The sequence below is a fragment of the Myroides guanonis genome (genome assembly GCF_900114085.1).
GTDB classification, from domain to species: Bacteria; Bacteroidota; Bacteroidia; order Flavobacteriales; family Flavobacteriaceae; genus Flavobacterium; species Flavobacterium guanonis.
This window is the reverse complement of sequence record NZ_FORU01000004.1, coordinates 32,641-55,015: the sequence shown is the minus strand read 5'-3', so window position 1 is coordinate 55,015 and position 22,375 is coordinate 32,641. Positions and strand designations below refer to the sequence as shown.

Sequence of the window (22,375 nt, the reverse complement as noted above, 5' to 3'; positions counted from 1 at the left end):
CAAACAAGATGTACACCATAAAAGAGCTCTTACAACATACCAAACACCGACCTTGGAAACATCCAAAACAAACCTACAGCTATTATCAAGAATGGAACAAAGCACTGTTCTTTCATTGGAAAGTAGATGCAGAAGAACTCCAAAAACAACTACCAGAAAACCTAGAGCTAGACCTTTATCAAGGAGAAGCATGGATATCGTTAGTTCCATTTACAATGCAAAAAATACGACCAAGACTACTGCCGTCAGTATCATTTATTTCAGATTTTGACGAAATCAATCTACGCACCTATGTAATAAAAGACGGAAAACCAGGAGTCTATTTTCTAAACATAGAAGCAGGAAAAAAACTATCAGCAGACATAGCCCGATTACTGTCAGGACTACCCTATCAATACTCAAACATACAACGAAATCAAGTCGATCAATATCAAGCAAAATTCCAGCAAAAAAACTTTCTATTAAAAGCCCAATACAACATAGGAAAACCACTACATGAAAAAACACCATTAGACCTATTCCTAACAGAACGCTACTGCTTATACGTAGACAATAACGACAAACTATACCGTTATGAAATACAGCACTTACCGTGGGAAATACAAGAATTACACACTACGGAACTAGAAATACAATATCAAATAGGAACAATAAAACTATCAAGCCCCCCAAACCTAATGCACTATTCCAAAGGAGTACAAGTCATAGCATGGGAAAAAGAATTAGTAATTTAAGTATCAAAACCATGAACCCCAAAGTAGACCTATTTTTAGAAAAAGCAGAAACTTGGAAAGAAGAAATGACCCAGTTAAGAAAGATAGCCCTAAAGTGTGACCTAACAGAAGACTATAAATGGCTACATCCCTGCTACACATACAAAGGAAAAAACGTAGTATTAATACACGCGTTCAAAGAATACTGTGCGTTACTATTTCACAAAGGAGCCTTGTTAAAAGACGAGAAGAAAATACTGATACAACAAACAGAAAACGTACAAGCAGCACGCCAATTACGTTTTTCGAACAGCGATCAAATAGAAGAACAACAAGACATTATAAAAGCCTATATTGAAGAAGCCATACAATTAGAAAAAGACGGAGCAAAAGTAATCCTAAAGCAAACCTCAGATTACAAAATGCCCATTGAATTACAAAACAAACTAGATGAAGACACGCAACTAAAAAAAGCATTCGAAGCCCTAACCCCAGGCCGACAACGAGCCTATATCTTTAACATCACACAAGCCAAGCAATCCAAAACCAGAGAAGCAAGAATCCAGAAATACATCCCAAAAATACTAGAAGGAAAAGGAATCGATGACATCTAAACACAACATTTCAAATCATTACAAGACCAATTACCTATCTCACAATTTTCTCTCTTCAGCCTTATTTACCCCGTCACTTCTTCAACACTACACGTCATTGCGGGATCGACCCGCAATCTCCTTTCATAAATCAATACATTCTGTCCCCTATTTTCCCCTTCACATCTTCGCTCCTTTACAAATCAACGAATAACCGAATTAACAAATTAGCGAATTAACAAATTAACAAATCCCCTACTTAATAATCTTAACCTTATCAGCATAACGAATAGGAGCAGTAGGACTTTCAGCAGGATAACCCAAAGAAATATTAATCGCAACCTCATACCCATCAGGAATATTCAACAACCTTAAAATATCCTCGTTCTCCGGTAAATTAAGAATAGGAACCAAAGTACCCAAAGGACAAGTACCCAAGCCCAACGCATCAGCACTCAAAAGAATATTCTGCATAGCCAATCCAACATCAAGCTTAGCGTTAACATTAGATTTATCACTCGCAATAACAATTAAACTAGGCGAATTATGAAAAATGCTAAACCCAGGCTCCCTATAACGAGCAGCACTCCCTTGAAACTCTTTACCCTGAGCAAAACTCAAAAACCTCTTATTAATCTCTTCAAGAATAGCAGGATTTTGAATCACACGAATCTCCCAAGGCTGCTTATTCAAAGCACTAGGAGCATAAATAGCACACTTCATAATAGTATCAATCTTCTCTTGACTAACCTGCTCAGCCGTATATTTTCGAATAGCACGACGATTCAAAATATTATGAATAATAGCATCCTTATCACCCCCATCATAAACAATCTGCTCCACCTTAACCTCATTACACCCAATAAGACCAAAAAGAATCAGTCCCGAAAAAACAAACTTTTTCATACCCTTATAATTAAACAACGTTATTAACTTTATTAGAAAACGAATAATTAAACTTTAAAACAACATAAACAATATAGATAAACACCAAAAAGTGAATCAAATCATAATAATACAAACTAAGAACAGCAAGAATAGCACAACCAATCTTCAAACTAAGCATAAAAACAGCCTCCAATCTTCCCTTCCAATCCCCAACAACACCCCAAGCATTCGGCTTAAAAACCAGACTAACCTGATCAGAAAAACCATTCATCAAAAGAATCGAATACGACATATACTCATAGCGAATCCCCCCCTTTAAAAAAGCAAACGTAGCAACACCAATCATCAAACCATAATATATTTTCCCATTCTTAGTCGTAGGACTAGACGGCATATCAGTAGCCATAAAAATAGTCCCTAGCAAAATTCCACCCATAGAATAACTAAGCCCAATATCCCCAACGAGCCAATTCAACAAAGTAAAAGTCGCTAAAAGAGAAAAAGGAATATGCCAACTAATCCTATTGCGAAGCAATAAATAAAGACCACCCAAAGCAATACACACTATAGAATACTCACCCATAGCCCCTTTAGTTTGAAACAACACAGAGCTGAAATAATCAGATAAAAAACCATCCTCCAGACCTTTAAAAAAGTTTGAATTAGGAGTTTGAATCAAGTCCTTAAACTTCCAAATATTAGGAGAAGTCATAATCGAAGCAAAAAACACCGACATAAACTCGCGACCGACCAAAGCAGGATTAAACCTGTTTTTTCCCAAACCACCCCACAAAACCTTACCAAAGAGAATCGCCGAAAAAGCCCCAAAAGCAACCACATACCAAGGAGTAATAGGAGAAACCGTAAAAACCAACAACAAAGCAGTAACGATAGCCGAACCGTCCAAAACAGAAGTAAACCTTTTCAACAACAAAGAAGAAAACAAAAAATCCGCCAATAAGGCAGATAAAACAGCAATCCCAATCAATTGAATAAGAACACCCCCATACGCCAACCACCCAACGAAAACCAATGGAAGCAATGCGATAATAACATCGATCATTACCATTTGAGTACCGTTAAAACGAGGCTTTATAAAAGGATTAAGAATCATATAAACTATATCAATTAAAACAATTTAGACTTCCCTTCAAAAATATTCTCCATCAAAGGAACATCACTAGGACACACATAAGCACAAGCACCACACTCAATACAATCCTGAAGATTAAAACTATCCAATCCCTCAATATTGTTAGCGATATTATGCCTAACAAACTCTAAGGGCATCAAATGCTGCGGACAAACATCAACACACAAGCCACACTTAATACAATTATTAACTAAAACCCTATTTTTCTTTAAAACCAGAATACCACCAGCACCTTTGTGAATAGGAGAATCCAAAGAATCAACAGCTTTCCCCATCATAGCACCACCAATAACCACCGTTTGAGAAGAAAGATCACAACTGTTTTTCGTTTGATTCAAAACATGAGCTACAGGAGTACCAATCCTAACAAGAAAATTCCCCAAGTTAGAGCAACTATTACCCGAAACAGTAACAACACGTTCAATATAAGGCTTACCCTCAAAAACAGCATTATACATAGCCCATAAAGTACCAATATTAGTTACCAACACCCCATAATCACTAGGAATAAAACCCTTTCGAATTTTCATTGAAGTCACACTTTCAATCAACTGTAACTCCCCACCCTGAGGATAAGAATTAGGAACCAACCTAACCTCCAGTTCCATACCAAGCCCTGAAGCGCACTTAAGAAGTACATTTCTAAGCTCCTTATGCTGTTTCTCAATAGCAAAAACAACCCTATTAACCATTAAAACAGAAGCCAACAACATAGCCATCCTAAAAAGCTCCAAATACCTCTCCTTCATCAACACAAAATCCGCACTCAAAAAAGGTTCACACTCTACACCATTAAAGATAAGAGTATCAATACGCTTACCCTCAACCTGATACTTTAAATGAGTAGGAAACTGAGACCCACCAGCCCCCTGAACACCCCTATCCAACAAATGATCAGTCAAACCACTAAGACTAAGTTCCCTCAAATCCAAAGGAGACAAAGGCAAAGCCGTTTCCTTAAAATCATTCTCTATATGAAGCATCGACCGACCATCGATAGAAACAATACCCTTTACAACACCAGAAACAGGAGCATGAATTTTACAAGGAAAAACACCCTCAGATTCAGCTACCAACTCATACTTTTTCAAGTGAGTCCCCACCTCAACAACAAGCCCCATAGAATAACGATACCCCTCTAAAGGAATATAAAAATCCTTAGGACTATCCAATGAAGCTATAGCAATAAGTTTCGTTTTTTTCTTTAAAGAAGAAATTAAAAGCATATATCAGAAAATTTACGACCATCCCCTTCAACCCTAAAATAGTTGAAATTAATATGACTAGAAAGACTCTCAACCACAGAAACAAAATCAACACTGTCCACAGTATGTAGAGCTGTAGACAAAACATCACTTAAAAAAGCACTGCTAGTCACAACCCCCACCTGCTCAGTTGCTGAAGGAAAACCCGTATTTGAATTTAAAATATGACCATAAATTTTATCTCGAATAATCAAGTGATTATTACTTTTACCAGAAAGACTAAAACTCTCATTTTGAATAGTTAACCTTTCCGAAATATTAGAAATAGGATGAGAAAAATTAATCTTCCAACTAGCATGTGAAACATCGTTCAAAGCCCTCATAGAACTACCACCAGCATTAACAATAGCGTCAGTAACACCACTCTCTTTCAAAAATGCAATCACCTTATCAACAGCAAAAGCCTTGATAAAAGAACCCGTTATAATTTCCTGATTAACACCAATTCTAACACGACAACCATCAATCTCTATTTTTCGATAATCCACCAACTTCAAAACCTCCTGAACATCTGAAAATGAAGGTAAAGTCAAATTATCCTTACGATAAAAACCCCATAATTTAATCAAAGGCATACACGTAATATCGTAACAACCAGCAGTAAGATCCGAAACCAACTTTAAAGACTTTAGCAAAGACACACAATCCTCATCCACATCAACCCAATTCCCCGCATTTCGATTAATCAAACTAAAAAAAGAATCAGGCTGATAAGAATTATACCTCAAATCAATATCCTCTGCAATTTCAAAACAAGCATTAAGCAAATCTTCACCATAATCTCTAGGAATTTTCACCTTAAAATGACAATGAAAAAGAAAACGAGTCTGTGCAAAATATTCTTTAGAAACTATCTGAGGCATTTTCATCATCATTAGTTTCAACAAAAGTTTTATTAAATCTTTTCAACGCCTTGAAGTTTACATTACCAACATGCAAAGTTTGAAAATAAGTAGCCTTATTCTTCCATGACTTTTGAATAGAATCATATTCGAGTGTCTGTACCTCAAACCCTTTTTCAGAAGCAAGAAGCGCTTCATCAGCTATTTTTTTAGCAGTCTCCTTTTGCTTAGACGCTACTTTAAAATCCTCCCAAAAACTACGCTGTCCAAAAATCAATAAAGTAATACCAATCACATAAAGAAAAATGTGTTTTGTCTTAATTCTCACCATTATATTCGAAATCAAAATAATCCAATCTCTCAAAACTACAACGATATCTTGGGAGAACATAAATTAAAAAGAATTTTAACCATATTTCCCTTACTATAACTCTCAACCTATCAATACCAATTTCAATACAAAAGAACACTAGCAACCATCAATTCTTCTCTATTCAGCCTTATTCACCCTATCTCATTTCACAAATCAAAGCACCCTTTACACGTCATTGCGGGCTTGACCCGCAATCTCCTTTAATAAATCAATACATTCTGTCTTCTATTCTCTGTCCCCTATTTTCTCCTTCACAAATAACCGAATTCACAAATTAGCAAATTCACCTTACCCCATTCTCTCCTTCATCCACAAACTAACTCTAACCAACAAAATAAGAACCGGAACTTCAATCAACGGACCGATAACCCCCACAAAAGCCTGAGGCGAATGAACACCAAAAACAGCAATAGCAACAGCAATAGCCAATTCAAAATTATTCCCAGTAGCAGTAAAAGAAATAGCAACATTCTTATCATAGGAAACATTCATAGACCTATTCATAAAAAAGCTAATAAAAAACATTAACACAAAATAGATAACCAGTGGAATTGCAACCTTCACCACCTGCATAGGTAACTGAACAATATGCTCCCCCTTTAAACTGAACATAAACACAATGGTAAACAACAAAGCATACAACGTAAAAGGCGAAATAAAAGGAATAAACTTGCGGTTATACCAATTCTCACCTTTTAACTTTACTAAATACTTGTTACTTAAAAAGCCCGCTAAAAAAGGAATCCCTAAATAAATAGAGACACTTTTAAACACCTCGCTCATCTCAATCGAAACTGCAAAATCAGCAAAACCAAAATAAGAAGGCAAAACATTGATAAACAACCAAACAAAAAAGCTGTAAAACACAATCTGAAAAACGCTATTTAAAGCAATCAATAAAGCAGCATATTCTCTATTACCCTTCGCCAAATCATTCCATACAATAACCATAGCAATACACCTCGCTAAACCAATTAAAATAAGACCAACCATATAATCCGGCTCATCACGAAGAAAAATAACAGCAAGAACAAACATTAGAATAGGACCGACAATCCAGTTAAGAATAAGAGATAAACTAAGCACTTTCTTATCCTTAAAAGCCATCGGCAATAAACTATAATTAACCCTTGCCAAAGGCGGATACATCATCACAATTAAACCAATAGCCAAAGGAATATTAGTAGAACCAATAGACAAAGAATCCATAACGTTAGAAAAACCAGGGAAAACATAGCCAATAAGAACACCAATCCCCATAGCCAAAAAGATCCACAACGTTAAAAATCTATCCAAAAATTTCATTCTTACCTGCATAATTTATTTTTTTATTTGTGAAAACACATAAAACATTTCACGAGCAATTTCAAGACTCCTATCAAAATACACCTCTCTTTGGTTAGCACATCCATCCGATACTTTAGGATCCTCATAAGTAATAGGAATTCTCATATCAGCACCCAATATAAAAGGGCAACCACTATCCGCTTGAGAACAAGTCATAACAGCCGCAAAACCATTAACTGGATTAAAACTATTATCATACACCTTAGAAAAGCCAATAATAGGAAAATCATTCTCTCCGTACTTAACAACATTAATAGGGTTAGTTCCCTCAGAAACATTGAACACAGAAAAACCTTGTTCAATTAAGACCCCTGCAATCATAGGATGTAGGGCCGTAACAACAGTACCCCCAGAATAACAATATACATTGGGAATCTTAAAATAAGAAGCCGCCACTTGAGCCCAAATCTGAGCCAAGTGACTCCTACGAGAATTATGAGTACAAATAAAAACCAAATCAATCTTTTCATTATTAGAAACCCTTAATTGAATAAAATCAACCAAGGGTTCTAACACTCTCATTCTAGACAAACTAACCTCATGCTCTTTAATCAGTTCATCAACAGTCAACAATAAACTAGAAAACATCATTAAACAAGGTTAACAACACCCTCCACCAGGAGTACAACTAGTAGCCTCAATAGAACTTGAGCTAGCACCCTCAGGAGAAATCCCACAAGCATCCTCAGCCAAGCAAGCCGTTATCGTATTAAGCAATACAAAATTAGAACCATTAAAATCCAAATGATACTTTCCAATAGTATCCTTACCCTGAACCTCAACCTCAATTTCCCCATCTTCAATCTCCAACTTTCGCTCAGACAACCTGATAATGTTAAGCAACTTTCCAGCCTTTAAACGATGTTCAAAATCATTAGCATTCCACAATTGAAAACTAACCTTCTTCTCAAAACGCATCACACCACCACAATCAATAAACTTCTTCTCAACCTGACCAACCTCAGTCACGTGGAAATGTTCAGCCACAAAAGAACCATCCTCAAACTGAAAATCTACTCTTTCTAGCCCTTCTAGTGCTACTTTAACTTCTGATAACTTCATATTATATTTATTTAAAATTACTACAAACACATCGCTATATTACGATGTAACTATATAAAAAAACGCTTAACAACATTTTTCATCCCCAAGACTCTGAGCAAAGAACCCTTTAAACTCATCAGCGAAATCATTCCATACCATCTCATCAATACAATAACAAACAGATTTACCATCAATAGTACCTTGAATGAGACCACTGTTTTTCAACTCCTTTAAGTGTTGAGAAATAGTAGCCTGAGCCAAACCCAATTCATCAACTAGGTCATTGCAAATACACGCCTTTTGATTAATAATATATTGTAAAATAGCCAATCTTGCAGGATGAGCCAGCACTTTAAACATAATAGCTAGCTTATTCTTTCTTTCATTAAACAATTCCGTTTTAGTCACTCCCATACTACCTTTTTTTTATCATTGCAATATTACGATATTAAAATAAAACAAGCAACTAATTATTCATGAATACGGAAATCCTCACTTTATTCTTTACATCCCTATCATTGTTAATTTAATTTAATATTCACACAACACAAATTAAACATACTACAACGAAAAGCTATATTTAATAACATATATACTCAAATCTTTTTAATAAAATAAACAAATCACAACACTTAAATTCGAAACTATTTTATATCTTTAATCTATGAGTCGAAATATAAATAGTATTACAATAATAAATTAACACTTCTATAATAATGGTTGCTACTTAGAATGATAAATATCATATAAATTAAAAAAGCATAACTATACTTTTAACCCACAAAACTATTTACAAATTCATTAAAACACTACTACTCGATGAATACACTCGCAAGAAAGATTCTTATGGCTGCCACTGGCTTGTTTTTGTGTTTTTTCCTACTAATTCATTTCTTAGGAAATACTCAACTGTTTTTAGAACCCGAACATGCTCAAAAAGGCTTTAACGCCTATTCCAAATTCTTAAGCAATAACTTCTTGATAAAAGGAGTCTCCTATTTGCTTTACCTTTCTATAATAGCTCATGCTATATATGGAATAATCATCACCAATAAGAACAACAAAGCAAAAGGTTCTTATAAGTCAGACCACAGAGGTAGAGCCAGCAAATGGTATAGTCGAAGTATGGGAGTTCTAGGAACCCTCATCCTGATATTCTTAGTAATACACTTCCAGAACTTCTGGTATCAATACAAATTTGGAGAAGTAGGATTAGACCCATATGGAAACAAAGACCTATATGGAGTCGTAGTAGCTAGTTTCCAAAACTCATGGCTAGTCGTACTATATGTTATTTCAATGATAGCACTTGCATATCACTTAATCCATGGAATACAAAGTGGGATTCGAACCTTAGGGTTGTTTCACCCAAAATTCGTTCGCTGGGTAAATGTATTTGCGGTAATCTACTCAATAGTAATTTGTACCGGTTTTGCCCTAATGCCTATTTATATATACTTCACTACATAAAAATTGCAGAAATGAAATTAGACGCCAAAATCCCAAAAGGTCCATTAGAAGAAAAATGGTCAAATTATAAGAAAACAGCACGCATAGTAAACCCTGCAAACCGTAAAAAGTTAAACGTTATTGTAGTAGGAACAGGTTTAGCTGGAAGTTCATTAGCCGCTTCATTAGGAGAACTAGGTTATAATATCAAAAGCTTTTGTTTTCAAGACTCCCCTCGTCGTGCACACTCTGTAGCAGCACAAGGAGGAGTAAATGCTGCTAAGAATTACAAAAACGACGGAGACAGTGTTTACCGCATGTTTGTTGACACGTTGAAGGGAGGTGATTTTAGAGCCCGAGAAGCAAACGTATATAGAATGGCAGAATGTTCTTTAAACCTAATAGACCAAGCCGTTGCACAAGGAGTACCCTTTGGACGTGAATATGGAGGATATTTAAACAATCGCTCTTTTGGAGGAGTACAAGTAAGTAGAACCTTCTACGCAAGAGGACAAACAGGACAACAACTTTTATTAGGAGCTTACCAAGCACTGATGCGTCAAGAAAACAAGAAAACTGTAACCATGTATTCAAGCCATGAAATACTTGACATAGTAATTGTAGACAACCAAGCAAAAGGAGTCATTGCAAGAAATTTAGAAACAGGAAAAATAGAAAAACACGCAGCAGATGCTGTAGTATTAGCTACCGGTGGATTCGGAAAAATATACTACCTATCAACCCTAGCAATGGGCTGTAACGGTTCTGCGATTTGGAGAGCCCATAAAAAAGGAGCCTATTTCGCTAGTCCTAGCTGGACTCAAATACACCCAACCTCTTTACCTCAAAGTGGAGATTATCAAAGCAAACTAACACTAATGAGTGAATCTCTGCGAAATGACGGAAGAATATGGGTACCACTCAAAGAAAATGAAACAAGAGAAGCAAATAATATCCCCGAAGAAGAAAGAGACTACTATTTAGAACGCAGATATCCAGCATTTGGAAACCTCGCCCCTCGTGACATTTCATCACGAGCAGCCAAAGAACGTATCGATGCAGGATTTGGAGTAGGTCCATTAAAAAATGCAGTATATCTAGACTTTTCTAAATCAATTAAAGAACAAGGAAAAGACAAAATAGCCGAGAAATACGGAAACCTCTTTACCATGTATGAGAAAATCACCGGTATCAATGCATATAAAGAACCTATGAAAATCTCACCCGCAGCACACTTTTCTATGGGTGGACTATGGGTAGACTATGAATTAATGACAACAATCCCAGGGCTATTTGCCATAGGAGAAGCTAATTTTGCAGACCATGGAGCAAATAGATTAGGAGCTAATTCGCTTCTACAAGCATGTGTAGACGGCTATTTCATTGCACCCTATACAATTGCAAACTACCTAGCAGGAGAATTAACAAAAGAAAAAACAACAACAGACCATCCAGCATTTGAACAAGCAGCCTCACAAGCAGAACAAAAATTAGTGAGTTTATTAGCAATAAAAGGAAACAAAACAGTCGATTATTTCCATAAAAAACTAGGAAAACTCTTGTATGACAATTGTGGGTTAGCAAGAAATAAAGCAGGATTAGAATACGCGATAGAAGAAATAAAACATCTAAGCGAAGAATTCTACACAGACGTTTGTATCCCTGGGGACCTAAACAGCATGAACTCAGAACTCGAAAAAGCAGGACGCGTAGCAGATTACCTAGAGATAGCCATACTAATGTGTTACGACGCCCTAACAAGAGAAGAATCCTGCGGTGCCCATTTTAGAGAAGAATATCAAACACCCGATGGAGAAGCACAAAGAAATGATGAACTATATCAGTTTATATCTGCATGGGAATTTCCAGGAAACACCAAAGAAGAACCCATTCTCAATAAAGAAGAACTATCATTCGAATATCTACAACCAACTATCCGTAGTTACAAATAATACGAGTCTATGAAATTACAATTAAAAATTTGGAGACAAGTAGATCGAAACTCTGCTGGAAAACTAGAATCCTATCAATTAGACAATGTAAATCATCATATGTCTTTTTTAGAAATGCTAGACACCTTAAATGAACAGTTGATTACAAACAAAGAACGACCAGTGGAATTTGACCATGACTGTAGAGAAGGTATTTGTGGCCAATGCGGAGTTATGATTAATGGAATAGCCCATGGTCCTTTGAAAAACACCACAACTTGCCAATTGCATATGCGAGAATTCAAAGACGGAGAAACCATTCTAATAGAACCCTTTCATGGAGCCGGATTTCCAGTCAAAAAAGATTTAAAAGTAGACAGATCAGCCTTTGACCGCATAATATCTTCAGGAGGTTTTGTATCCGTTAACACGGGTCAAGCCCCCGAAGCTAATAGCCTTCCCGTTTCACATGAGACAGCAGAACAAGCTTTTGATTCCGCAGCCTGTATAGGATGTGGTGCTTGCGTAGCAACCTGTAAAAACGGAAGTGCAGCACTCTTTACTTCCGCTAAAATTACACAACTAGCATTATTACCACAAAGCGAAAAAGAAAGAAAAACACGCGTCATAGACATGGTCAATCAAATGGACAAAGAAGGATTTGGACACTGCTCTAATACAGAAGCCTGTGAAGTTGAATGCCCACAAGGAATCTCCGTATTAAACATCGCGAGAATGAATTATGAATACAATCGTGCAAACTTTTTTAAACACAAAAAGTAGATTCTAACTCTCTCATTATGAAAAAAAACAAATCAAAACAAATCTTGCGAAATGGATTACTATTATTCTCAACATTAGTTTTTCAAATCACTTTTGGACAAGAAATAAAAACAGAAACATCACCCCCTCAAATCGAAACAGATACAATCAAAGTATTTGAACATGATTATATAACGGGTGGTGCAAAAGTAACCTATCCAACATTTAAACTAGGTGGGGTTTTTCAAGCAAGATACCTGAATAATTTCAAAACCAACGTAGATGTCAACGGATTACAACACAGTGATGGATCAGGCACTAGTAATACTTTCGATATCAAAAGAATGCGTGTTTCTTTAAACGTAAAAGTCTCTCAAGATTTAGAAGTAGTAGTACTAACTAATTTTGCCGACTTTAAAAGCGACCCTAGAACAAAAGTTTTAGAAAACGCATATGCCAGATATTCCTTAAACCGTTATGCACAAATAACCATTGGACAATTCAGGCCACTCTTTGGCAGAGAAGAAACCTATTCAGTAGACATCATTAAATCAATAGATTATAGTAACTCCTATTACCTATTTGGTCCACTAGGATGGACAAGTTTTCAAATCGGTGGTGCAATAACAGGAAATGTAGATATAGGCTCAAAAATGGGACTTAACTATGGTTTCTCCGTAGTTAACGGAAACGGAAAAAACAAAATAGATAGTGATGATGGGAAAAACTACTCCTCTCGAATTTTATTAGATATAGACAAAACTCGAGGATTCTCTATAGGTATAAGTGGAGGAATCGCAGAAGTAGAAAAACAAAAATCACACGCCTATGGAGTTGAAGCAGCACTCACCATACCCTTAGCAAACAAATGGAGTGTCGATTTCCAAACCGAAGCAAAAAGAGCAACAAATCATACTTTATTCTTTGGAACAGCACCTATAAACCGCCTAGGTGAATTAAATGATTACATAGTAAATAGTTTTTACATACTGCCAAACATTCGTTATGAAATAGGGCTAAAACGCTTACAAGCAATCGAATTTGCATGTAGATATGAAATTTTAGATGAAAATTCGAAATTAGATTCAAACCCTCGACAAACTTGGGTACCTATGCTCAGTTTTGAATTTATAAAAGATTATAAAGCAAGACTTCAAATAGGAATGCAAATAGACAACTATAAACACAATTTTGAGAATACCACAAAATACAATTCAAATTTAGCATTTGTTCAACTCCAATGTAGGTTATAAAAGTATGAAAGAAGTTAAGATAAAAAGTTTCATCATCACCGTAGTGATAGGTGTTCTAATTTGGACAAGCCCCATTCCAGATGGGGTTGCTGTAGAAGCGTGGCACTTATTTGCCATTTTTGTTGCTACTATATTAGGAATAATCCTAAAAGCAGCACCTATGGGAACCATGTGTATGATTGCCGTAGCATTAACCGCAGGTTTTCAACTCTTGGCCCCAGGAGACCCAGGGAAATCAATCGCACTTAGTTTACGAGGATTTGGAGATAAAGTCATTTGGCTAATAGGTATTTCCTTTTTTATCGCACGCGGTTTTATTAAAACAGGTTTAGGAACTCGTATTGCTTACATCTTTATTCGCGCTTTTGGAAGAAGCACACTAGGGCTAGCATATGGCTTAGGATTAGCAGACCTTGTACTCGCACCAGCAATTCCGAGTAATACTGCACGTGGAGGAGGAATTATTTATCCTATTATGAAATCAATGGCTTTGAACTTCGGATCAGATGCTACCAAACCAGAAACCCATAAAAAGCTAGGTTCCTTCTTAACCTTAAACAGTTATTACATGAATCTAATAGCTTCTTCCATGTTTCTAACAGGAACTGCAAGTAACCCCATGTGTCAAAAATTTGCAGCAGATATGGGAGTAAATATAACATGGATGAGTTGGGCAGCAGCAGGTTTTGTACCAGGTCTAATCGCTTTTGCATTAACCCCTTTCGTCTTGTATCGAATATTTCCACCCGAACTCAAAAAGACAGCAGACGCACCTAAACTAGCTGCACAAAAACTTAGAGAAATGGGCAGATTAACCAAATCAGAAATATTAATGTTAATCACCTTTTTCATCCTATTAGTATTGTGGATAACAGGAGATTTATTCTCTATGGATGCAACCACAACAGCATTCATAGGATTAACAGTCTTACTTCTAACAAGCGTTCTAACATGGGACGACGTCAAGTCAGAAAAAGGAGCATGGGATACAATCGTATGGTTTGCCGTACTCGTTATGATGGCTAGCTCATTAAATGAATTAGGATTTATAGGATGGTTTAGCGATTTAATTAAAGCGCAATTAGGCGGAATACATTGGCATTATGCATATCCATTAATTATAATAGTATACTTCTTCTCCCATTACTTATTTGCAAGTGCTACAGCACACGTGGCAGCCATGTATGCGGCACTATTGGGAGTAGGAATATCATTAGGAGTACCACCAATGTTATTAGCTCTAATGCTAGGATTTATGGGAAGTATTTACGGAGCGCTAACCCATTACGGACACGGACCAGCACCAGTATTTTTTGGAAGTGGATACGTAGAACTAAAAAGCTGGTGGATATATGGATTAACAATAGGAATACTTCTTTTAGTAATCTATCTAGTTATCGGAACAGCATGGATGAGTGTGATAGGATACTTTTAAACACAAAGACTACCTAGTTTATAGGTAGTCCTTTACAAAACAAAAAGTGGTAAAACTGAAAGCAAATATTTGCTTTTAGTTTTACCACTTTTTTTATATAAATATCATATAAAGGAAAAACATCAAATCTCCTTTGCCCCCTCACTTCTTTGCTCCTTCACCACACCATCTCAATACGGGCTTAATCTACAATCTCAAACCTATCTTCTTTCACGAATTTACAAATCATCAAATCCACGAATTAACATCATTGCACCTTCATCACACTACCTCAATCGAGTTTAATCCTCAATATCAAACCTATCTTCTTTCACAAATTAACAAATTAACAAATCCACGAATTAACATCATTGCTCCTTAACTACACCACCTCAATACGGCTTAATCTACAATCTCAAACCTATCTTCTTTCACAAATTTACAAATCATCAAATCCACGAATTAACATCCTTGCTCCTTACAATCTCTTTTGATCCTTTAACTTCCAATAACGCATTAACCCACTCACAGACATCCAACTAGGATTTGCGTATTCATAAACTTGAATCTCCTCTTCCGTAACCCCCTTCTCTCTCAACTGACTATAAGTATACTCTTTAAACTCAGGAATAATCTGTTCAACAGGAATCTCCTTATCATAAAAAACTTTAATATAGCGCGACCAATTATCTAACATTAACTCCAAATCATTAAACAAAAGAAAAGGATCCTCATGCTTAGCAAAATGCGTCAAATATAAAATACGAGGATTAACAGCTCTTAATTTGTCCAAAGACTTTTTCCAAAGCTCAATATTAATATCAGGTGGCGGACATGGAGGTACAACCGGTCCATCACCAATCTTAACACCGGCAACATCTCCCGTAAACACAATATCTCCCATCCTATATGCATTGTGATGAATAGCATGACCCGGAGTATAAATTGCTTCTATTTCAAAATCACCAAAATTGAAGCGATCACTATCATCAGTACTAACCAATTGCTTTCTATCAATCGGTTGCATATTTCCCCATAATCGATCCATATCCTCACCATAAATCTGCGCTGCCGAATTCCATAACCGTTCTGGATTTTCTAAATGAGGCAATCCCGTTGGATGAACATACACTAAAGCACCTTCCGCTGCAAACTTCCATGCTGCTCCAGCATGGTCAAAATGTATATGAGTTAGAAAAACATGTTTTACATCTCTCCAATTATATCCAACATTTGCAATGCCTTTGCACAAATAATCGAAAGTCGTTTCTGGACCAGTCTCTATTAATACTAGTCCTTTAGGAGAATTTATTAAAAAAGCCCCAATTGCATGCTTTTCTTGTAAAAAATACAAATCAATGATATGAATGGTGTTGTCCATAATCGCAATTTTTGATGGTTAGCCTATCAAATATACAAAAAAAAATAGAGTTGTTAAAAAATTAACAACTCTATTTTTTTATTGTATACCTTGTGAATTAAGCCACTTCTGATAACGCTGACTATTAACATTATGCTGTGCTAAAGACGCAGCAAATTCATGATATCCCATTCGATCGACACTTGCGCAAAAATAAAGATATTCATGCTTTTCCGCATCCAAAACTGCATCAATAGAAGATACATCAGGCATAAAAATCAAACCAGGTGGTAAACCAACATTTCTATAAGTATTATAGGGAGAAGGAATATCCAAATCCTTGTGATAAACCCTTTTAATAACTTGGTCAAAATCATTAGTATAAAGTTTCTTCGCAAAAACAACAGTAGGATCAGCCTGTAAAGGCATACCTATTTTCAATCTGTTTAAATAAACTCCCGCAACAGCAGCTTTCTCATCATTCTTAGAAGTCTCCTTTTGAACGATAGAAGCAAGAATTGCAACCTCAACAGGAGTTAACCCCAAAGCCTCAGCTTTCTCTCTTCGAGCACCATTCCAAAACCTTAGATATTCTTTATGAAGCGTATTTCTAACCTTTAAAGGATTAACATCCCAGTAAAACTCATACGTATTTGGTAAAAAACAAGCCAACACAGTTTCAGGAGTAAAACCACTTTCTTTCAAAAACTCAGGGTCCGTAAAACTTTCCATCAAACTGATACTATCCGGTTCAATTTGACTACTCATTCGAGACACCAAATTCTCTAAACGCTCTTGATTATTAAATGTTAAACGAACAGGAACATTTCTTCGCAAAGCTTGAATTAAATCGTAGTTAGACATTCCGTTTTTAATTCTAAAACGTCCTGATATTACATTCCCAGCATACTTAGATTGTTCAGCCATTTCATCAAAAGAAGCCATATCTTTCAAATAAGGCTCAATTATCTTACGTACTTCTAAATAAGAACTATTTGCAGGAATATACAAGAACTCACTTTCACCCCAGTTCTCAACATTATTTGAAAACGCATTGGTATACATTCGATACCCATAAACGGAAGCCACTATCAAGCCAACTAAAGCCACTAGTGTAACAAACCTTTTTAAATTCATTGTTGTTTATTTATTAATTGATATAAAGCCTCATCTTTTCGGGTGTTTCCTACTCTATTCCATCCCCTTTTTATCCCTACTAATTCGAAACCAAATTTAGTAAAAAGAGCAATACTTGCACTATTTTCAGTACTGATGTTTGCATAAAGTTGAAACAATTGTAAATGATAAAAACCATAGTCAATCAACAACGTTAAAGCCTCTGTACCAACTCCTTTTTGTCTATCCTTTATATCTTTCAATACAATACCTATACCAGCTCTCTCATTCTTTGGATCAAAATCAAACAAATCAATAAGACCAATAGGATTATTGGACCCTTGCTCACAAATAACCAAACGTAATTGTTTAGCCTCATAAATATCTTGATGCGCATTTTCGAGATACTGATGTATCAAAAAGCGACTATAAGGAGTCTGAGTATGACTCACTTCCCAAAGAGACAAATCGTTTTCTATCTCGTATATAAATTGTAAATCCTCGGGCTCTAAAGCCCTTAGGAAAACCAATTTTCCATGTAGTGTTTTCATACCTAAACTGAAACAAATTCACCTTTAAAGACAAAAGTAGCAGGTCCCTTTAAGAAAACATCTTTAAAACCATTTTGATCGTCTAAATCAAAAGAAACCTCCAATTGCCCCCCCTCTACCATAATTTGTAACTTGCGTTCCTCAGTTTTGTTTGTAGCATACATAGCTAAAGCAACAGCTGTAGCACCAGTACCACAAGACCAAGTTTCATCTTCTACTCCTCTTTCATAGGTTCTTATTCTAAACTCAGAAGAACTCATTTGTTCAACAAAATTAACATTAGTTCCACCAGGAGAAAACTCACTCTTATTTCTTATAGATGCTCCAAGCTCCTTCACATTAACAAATTGTAAATCATCAACTTGCTCAACATAATGAGGTGAGCCAGTATCTAAAAAGCAATGAGTGTCTGTAATTAAAATATGAGGTACATCTTGCATTTTCAAACGAACGTCAAAGATTCCTTCACCAGCTTTCATGACAGTTGTTTCATGTTCACCATCAATAGCATTAAAAAGCCCTACCGATTCGATTATATTCAATTGATTTGCAAAAGCCACTGCACATCTACCACCATTTCCACACATAGTACTCTCTCTTCCATCAGAATTGTAGTAAACCATTTTGAAATCGGTCTCTGAATCATTTTCAATTAAAATTAATCCATCTGCACCAACTCCAAAGCGTCTATGGCACAAATGAGCAACAAGTTCGGTATCCGTCTTAGGAAATGTCATCAATCGATTATCTATCATGATGAAATCATTCCCTGTACCTTGGTATTTATAGAAAGTAATATTCATAGGGAATCTTAATTAAGAAAACCGCAGGTAAAAAAACCTGCGGTTTGTAATATATTATTGTAACCTTTCAATCATCTGTTGAAAGCTCAAAGTCTCTTGTTCACCAGAAGTCAAATTCTTCAAAGTGTAAGATTGTGTCTCCATTTCTTGAGAACCAACAACTACAACAAAAGGAATTCCTTTTTTATCTGCGGATTGAAACTGTTTTCCAATTTTAGCATTATCAGGATATAACTCTGTTTTTATACCCAATTCACGTAGTTGCATAGCAGCTTTTAAAGAATAAGCCATTTCTGCACTACCCAAATTCAAAAACATCACTTTCGAAGAAGCATTTACCGTTTCTGGAAACAATCCTAGCTCTTCCATCACCAAATAAATACGATCTAAGCCGAAGGAAATACCAACACCACTCATATTCTTAAGTCCGAAAATACCAGTAAGGTCATCATATCTTCCACCTCCACCAATAGAACCAAGCTGTACCGTATCTGGCGCAGCAACTTCAAATATAGCCCCTGTGTAGTAATTCAAACCTCTAGCAAGAGTAACATCTAATTTAAAATTAGCAGATTTTAAACCTACGCTCTCTACCTCATTATAGATAAATTGTAGTTCTTCTATACCTTTCATCCCTTCCTCAGAAGCCGAAAGCATTTGAGTCATTTGTTCTAATTTCTCAGTAAAACTTCCGTTTAGATTAAACAAAGGAGACACTTTATCAATAGCCTCAGGAGTAATCCCTTTCTCCTCCATCTCTTTTCTAACACCTTCTTCACCAATTTTATCAAGCTTATCTAAAGCTACCGTAAAATCAATCAATTTATCCTTAGCACCAATAACCTCTGCTATTCCAGAAAGGATTTTTCGGTTATTGATTTTAATAGTAACTCCATGAACACCAAGATTAGTAAAAATAGAATCATATAATAATACAAACTCTACTTCCTGCCATAAAGATGTAGAACCAATCACATCAGCATCACATTGAAAAAACTCTCTGAAACGCCCTTTTTGTGGTCTATCTGCACGCCATACTGGCTGAATCTGATAACGTTTAAAAGGAAACTCAATATCATTTTGGTGTTGCACGACATAACGAGCAAAAGGAACAGTTAAATCATATCTCAATGCCTTCTCAGATATGTAAGGTGTTAATTTCTGACTAGACCTCTCCTCCAAAACCTCATCATTTACCTTTGAAAGATAATCCCCTGAATTTAAAATCTTGAAAATCAAACGATCTCCCTCTTCACCATATTTCCCCATCAAAGTATCGTAATTCTCAAAGGAAGGAGTCTCTATGGGATGGAATCCAAAATGCTCAAAACCTTTTCTGATTGTTTGCATTATGTATTGTCTTCTCGCCACTTCACTTGGTGAAAAATCTCTAGTCCCCTTAGGAATTCCTGGTTTCTTTGCCATCGTTCGATTTAATTTTAAAACTGTGTTTATAATAAACAAAATTAGCCATTTTTTTAAGAATACAAGTATCTTTGATTAGTTTTGAATCGGATGAACACTTTAATTCATCTACTAAATTGTAACAGAACTTAAACTTGTTCTACTAATTGTGTATGTGGAAGATTAGTCAAGAAAACATCAAGATTGCTTTAAGTAGCATTTGGACTCAAAAAATGAGAACCATTATCACGGTTTTTATCATTGCCATTGGTATTTGGGCTCTGGTAGGTATTCTTTCTGTAGTTTCAGCCCTTAAAAACACCATTCTAAGCGACTTTGCATCCATGGGAGCAAATACATTTGTTATCAATCAATACGATGTAACAGCCCAAATGAATCAAAGTAGCTCCACCTTTAAACCGAATCCAGTTATATCTTACTCTCAAGCAAGAGCATTTAAAGAAAAATTTGATTACCCATTTCATAGTACCTCTATCTCTTTCAACGCAGCTTCGAATATTGAAGTAAAAAGTGAAAGTAAAAAAACGGATCCTGAGATAAATATCATAGGAGCCGATGAAAACTATCTACCAAATAGCGGTTCTCAAATAGTAAAAGGAAGAAACTTCACTTACTTTGACATAGAAAACAACAATTATGTATGCGTAGTAGGTTCAAACTTTGCTAAAGGACTATTTAAAGACCAAGACCCTATTGACAAGACAATTTCCATACGTGGAGCTAAGTTTAAAGTAATAGGCCTATTAAAAGAAAAAGGTTCTACATTCGGAAAAAACGAAGATTTAAGAATTTTCATTCCCCTTCAAATAGCACGTTCCATTTTTAGTGCCCCACTTATAAACTATGAAGTCAGAGTTAGCCTTCAGCGAGATGGTATGCTAAACCAAGCCGTGGATGAAGCAACCCTAACCCTCAGAAACATTAGGGGAATAAACCCAGAACAAAAAAACAACTTTGGAATCGAACGCAGTGATGAACTCATTCGCTCTCTAATGTCACAAGTAGACACCCTAAATATAGCCGCATGGCTAATTGGTATGATTACCATTTTAGGATCGTCCATAGCATTGATGAACATTATGCTAGTTTCTGTCACAGAACGAACTAAAGAAATAGGAATTAGAAAAGCACTTGGTGCCAAACGCAAGATAATAGCTATGCAGTTTTTCACAGAAACAATTGTAATCAGCCAATTAGGAGGTCTTTTAGGGACACTTATGGGAATTGGCTCTGCCTATCTATTTTCACTAATCATACATTTCGATTTCAGCATTCCTTGGGGTGCTATTATAGCAGCATTTATAGTAACAATTGTAGTTGCAGTAATCTCTGGCCTATATCCAGCTTTAAAAGCATCTAAATTAGACCCAGTTGAAGCGCTACGATACGAATAACTAGATATATGCCTCTAAGTCAAACCCTATTACTCTATTATAAGCCATAAACTCTTCATCCAACGAAGCCGTTAGCAGAATATTCTCCTGAGTAATCGGATGTTTAAATTCTAATTGATGAGCATGCAACATCATTCCCATCAATTGATGTTCATCCAACCATAGCTTATTTTGTTTATTACAGCCATGAGGTCTACTTCCTAAAATAGGATGAAAGATGTGCTTAAAATGTTTGCGAAGTTGGTGCTGTCTTCCTGTTTCAGGTTGTGCTTCCACCAAAGAATATCGAGATGTTAGGTGCTTGCCAAAAGGCATATTAATCTCTCGCTGCTGTAAAGATTTTATATCTGTTACAGCATTCTGTTTAACACCATTATCATTCGTCAATTCGTAATCAATATGCATCACTTCTGGCGCATATCCCCTCACAATAGCAATATACTTCTTACCCACTTGCCTTGTAGCAAAAGATTCGTTTAATTGCTTTAAAACATCTTTATCTAAAGCGAACAATAATACTCCTGTCGTCTTTCTGTCCAATCTATGAACGGGATAAACTCGAACTCCCAGTTGATCACGAAGAATTTGAATAGCATTTTCCTCAATTTCTCTCGCAATTGGACTTCTGTGGACTAGTAAATTTCTTGGTTTGTTTATAGCCACCAAGTAAGCATCTTGAAACAATATTTCTAGCATCTT

Annotated in this window: 23 protein-coding genes; 8 read left to right on the top strand and 15 right to left on the bottom strand. The window is 35.9% G+C overall.

Annotated elements, in window-relative coordinates:
* Nucleotides 1-8 precede the first annotated feature (8 nt).
* Nucleotides 9-734 carry a YqjF family protein gene (locus BM024_RS04935; RefSeq protein WP_090678349.1) on the top strand — a complete coding sequence of 242 codons (726 nt, stop codon included), beginning with the start codon at nucleotides 9-11 and terminating at the stop codon, nucleotides 732-734.
* On the top strand, nucleotides 710-1,327 hold the full coding sequence (locus tag BM024_RS04930; protein ID WP_090678348.1) for a YdeI/OmpD-associated family protein: 618 nt from the start codon (nucleotides 710-712) through the stop codon (nucleotides 1,325-1,327). The genes BM024_RS04935 and BM024_RS04930 overlap by 25 nt, the downstream gene beginning before the upstream one ends.
* A 234-nt stretch (nucleotides 1,328-1,561) precedes the next feature.
* On the opposite strand, the gene BM024_RS04925 is transcribed toward BM024_RS04930, so the two are convergent.
* The 9 genes from BM024_RS04925 to BM024_RS04885 all read right to left on the bottom strand — a co-directional run bounded on the left by BM024_RS04925 (nucleotide 1,562) and on the right by BM024_RS04885 (nucleotide 8,632).
* Complete coding sequence (locus tag BM024_RS04925; RefSeq protein ID WP_143077719.1) at nucleotides 1,562-2,212, bottom strand: nitroreductase family protein; 651 nt, start codon at nucleotides 2,210-2,212, stop codon at nucleotides 1,562-1,564.
* Between the two features lie 10 nt (nucleotides 2,213-2,222).
* Complete coding sequence (locus tag BM024_RS04920; protein ID WP_090678346.1) at nucleotides 2,223-3,308, bottom strand: RnfABCDGE type electron transport complex subunit D; 1,086 nt, start codon at nucleotides 3,306-3,308, stop codon at nucleotides 2,223-2,225.
* A 14-nt stretch (nucleotides 3,309-3,322) separates the two neighbouring features.
* Nucleotides 3,323-4,573, bottom strand: coding sequence for an electron transport complex subunit RsxC (gene rsxC / locus BM024_RS04915; protein WP_090678345.1), 1,251 nt, complete (start codon nucleotides 4,571-4,573; stop codon nucleotides 3,323-3,325).
* On the bottom strand, nucleotides 4,564-5,487 hold the full coding sequence (locus BM024_RS04910) for an FAD:protein FMN transferase (protein WP_090678344.1): 924 nt from the start codon (nucleotides 5,485-5,487) through the stop codon (nucleotides 4,564-4,566). Before BM024_RS04910 ends, rsxC begins: the two co-directional genes overlap by 10 nt.
* Nucleotides 5,456-5,845 carry a hypothetical protein gene (locus BM024_RS04905; protein WP_090678343.1) on the bottom strand — a complete coding sequence of 130 codons (390 nt, stop codon included), beginning with the start codon at nucleotides 5,843-5,845 and terminating at the stop codon, nucleotides 5,456-5,458. The genes BM024_RS04910 and BM024_RS04905 overlap by 32 nt, the downstream gene beginning before the upstream one ends.
* Before the next feature lie 270 nt (nucleotides 5,846-6,115).
* Entirely contained in the window at nucleotides 6,116-7,144 is a 1,029-nt protein-coding gene (arsB, locus tag BM024_RS04900) for an ACR3 family arsenite efflux transporter (protein ID WP_090678342.1), read from the bottom strand.
* 3 nt (nucleotides 7,145-7,147) lie between these two features.
* A complete protein-coding gene (locus BM024_RS04895) occupies nucleotides 7,148-7,762 on the bottom strand; it encodes a low molecular weight phosphatase family protein (protein WP_090678492.1) in 615 nt (204 codons plus the stop codon).
* A 12-nt stretch (nucleotides 7,763-7,774) separates the two neighbouring features.
* Nucleotides 7,775-8,236: a DUF6428 family protein gene (locus BM024_RS04890; protein ID WP_090678341.1), complete on the bottom strand. Its 462-nt coding sequence runs from the start codon at nucleotides 8,234-8,236 to the stop codon at nucleotides 7,775-7,777.
* 66 nt (nucleotides 8,237-8,302) lie between these two features.
* Nucleotides 8,303-8,632, bottom strand: a complete 330-nt coding sequence (locus BM024_RS04885; protein ID WP_090678340.1) for an ArsR/SmtB family transcription factor — start codon at nucleotides 8,630-8,632, stop codon at nucleotides 8,303-8,305.
* Between the two features lie 405 nt (nucleotides 8,633-9,037).
* Between BM024_RS04885 and BM024_RS04880 the strand changes: the two genes are divergently transcribed.
* Genes BM024_RS04880 through BM024_RS04860 form a run of 5 tightly spaced genes read left to right on the top strand, consistent with a single transcriptional unit; the run spans nucleotide 9,038 to nucleotide 15,048 of the window.
* The gene (locus BM024_RS04880; protein WP_090678339.1) at nucleotides 9,038-9,688 is read left to right on the top strand and encodes a succinate dehydrogenase cytochrome b subunit; all 651 of its coding nucleotides are present in this window, start codon (nucleotides 9,038-9,040) and stop codon (nucleotides 9,686-9,688) included.
* A gap of 11 nt (nucleotides 9,689-9,699) precedes the next feature.
* Nucleotides 9,700-11,619 carry a fumarate reductase/succinate dehydrogenase flavoprotein subunit gene (locus BM024_RS04875; protein WP_090678338.1) on the top strand — a complete coding sequence of 640 codons (1,920 nt, stop codon included), beginning with the start codon at nucleotides 9,700-9,702 and terminating at the stop codon, nucleotides 11,617-11,619.
* Nucleotides 11,620-11,628: 9 nt separating this feature from the next.
* Nucleotides 11,629-12,381, top strand: a complete 753-nt coding sequence (locus BM024_RS04870; protein ID WP_090678337.1) for a succinate dehydrogenase/fumarate reductase iron-sulfur subunit — start codon at nucleotides 11,629-11,631, stop codon at nucleotides 12,379-12,381.
* Between the two features lie 17 nt (nucleotides 12,382-12,398).
* Complete coding sequence (locus tag BM024_RS04865) at nucleotides 12,399-13,613, top strand: porin (protein WP_090678336.1); 1,215 nt, start codon at nucleotides 12,399-12,401, stop codon at nucleotides 13,611-13,613.
* A 4-nt stretch (nucleotides 13,614-13,617) separates the two neighbouring features.
* Nucleotides 13,618-15,048 carry an anion permease gene (locus BM024_RS04860; protein ID WP_090678335.1) on the top strand — a complete coding sequence of 477 codons (1,431 nt, stop codon included), beginning with the start codon at nucleotides 13,618-13,620 and terminating at the stop codon, nucleotides 15,046-15,048.
* Nucleotides 15,049-15,505: 457 nt separating this feature from the next.
* Here the strand turns inward: BM024_RS04860 and BM024_RS04855 are convergent, their stop codons facing one another.
* The 5 genes from BM024_RS04855 to hisS all read right to left on the bottom strand — a co-directional run bounded on the left by BM024_RS04855 (nucleotide 15,506) and on the right by hisS (nucleotide 20,282).
* A complete protein-coding gene (locus BM024_RS04855) occupies nucleotides 15,506-16,408 on the bottom strand; it encodes an MBL fold metallo-hydrolase (RefSeq protein WP_090678334.1) in 903 nt (300 codons plus the stop codon).
* Between the two features lie 78 nt (nucleotides 16,409-16,486).
* Nucleotides 16,487-17,524, bottom strand: coding sequence for an endolytic transglycosylase MltG (mltG, locus tag BM024_RS04850; protein ID WP_090678333.1), 1,038 nt, complete (start codon nucleotides 17,522-17,524; stop codon nucleotides 16,487-16,489).
* Nucleotides 17,521-18,054 carry a GNAT family N-acetyltransferase gene (locus BM024_RS04845; protein ID WP_090678332.1) on the bottom strand — a complete coding sequence of 178 codons (534 nt, stop codon included), beginning with the start codon at nucleotides 18,052-18,054 and terminating at the stop codon, nucleotides 17,521-17,523. Before BM024_RS04845 ends, mltG begins: the two co-directional genes overlap by 4 nt.
* A gap of 2 nt (nucleotides 18,055-18,056) precedes the next feature.
* Nucleotides 18,057-18,857, bottom strand: coding sequence for a diaminopimelate epimerase (dapF, locus tag BM024_RS04840; protein WP_090678331.1), 801 nt, complete (start codon nucleotides 18,855-18,857; stop codon nucleotides 18,057-18,059).
* Between the two features lie 54 nt (nucleotides 18,858-18,911).
* Nucleotides 18,912-20,282, bottom strand: coding sequence for a histidine--tRNA ligase (gene hisS / locus BM024_RS04835; protein WP_090678330.1), 1,371 nt, complete (start codon nucleotides 20,280-20,282; stop codon nucleotides 18,912-18,914).
* Between the two features lie 152 nt (nucleotides 20,283-20,434).
* Between hisS and BM024_RS04830 the strand changes: the two genes are divergently transcribed.
* Complete coding sequence (locus tag BM024_RS04830) at nucleotides 20,435-21,676, top strand: ABC transporter permease (RefSeq protein WP_090678329.1); 1,242 nt, start codon at nucleotides 20,435-20,437, stop codon at nucleotides 21,674-21,676.
* On the opposite strand, the gene BM024_RS04825 is transcribed toward BM024_RS04830, so the two are convergent.
* Complete coding sequence (locus tag BM024_RS04825) at nucleotides 21,677-22,372, bottom strand: pseudouridine synthase (protein WP_090678328.1); 696 nt, start codon at nucleotides 22,370-22,372, stop codon at nucleotides 21,677-21,679.
* Nucleotides 22,373-22,375: the final 3 nt, after the last annotated feature.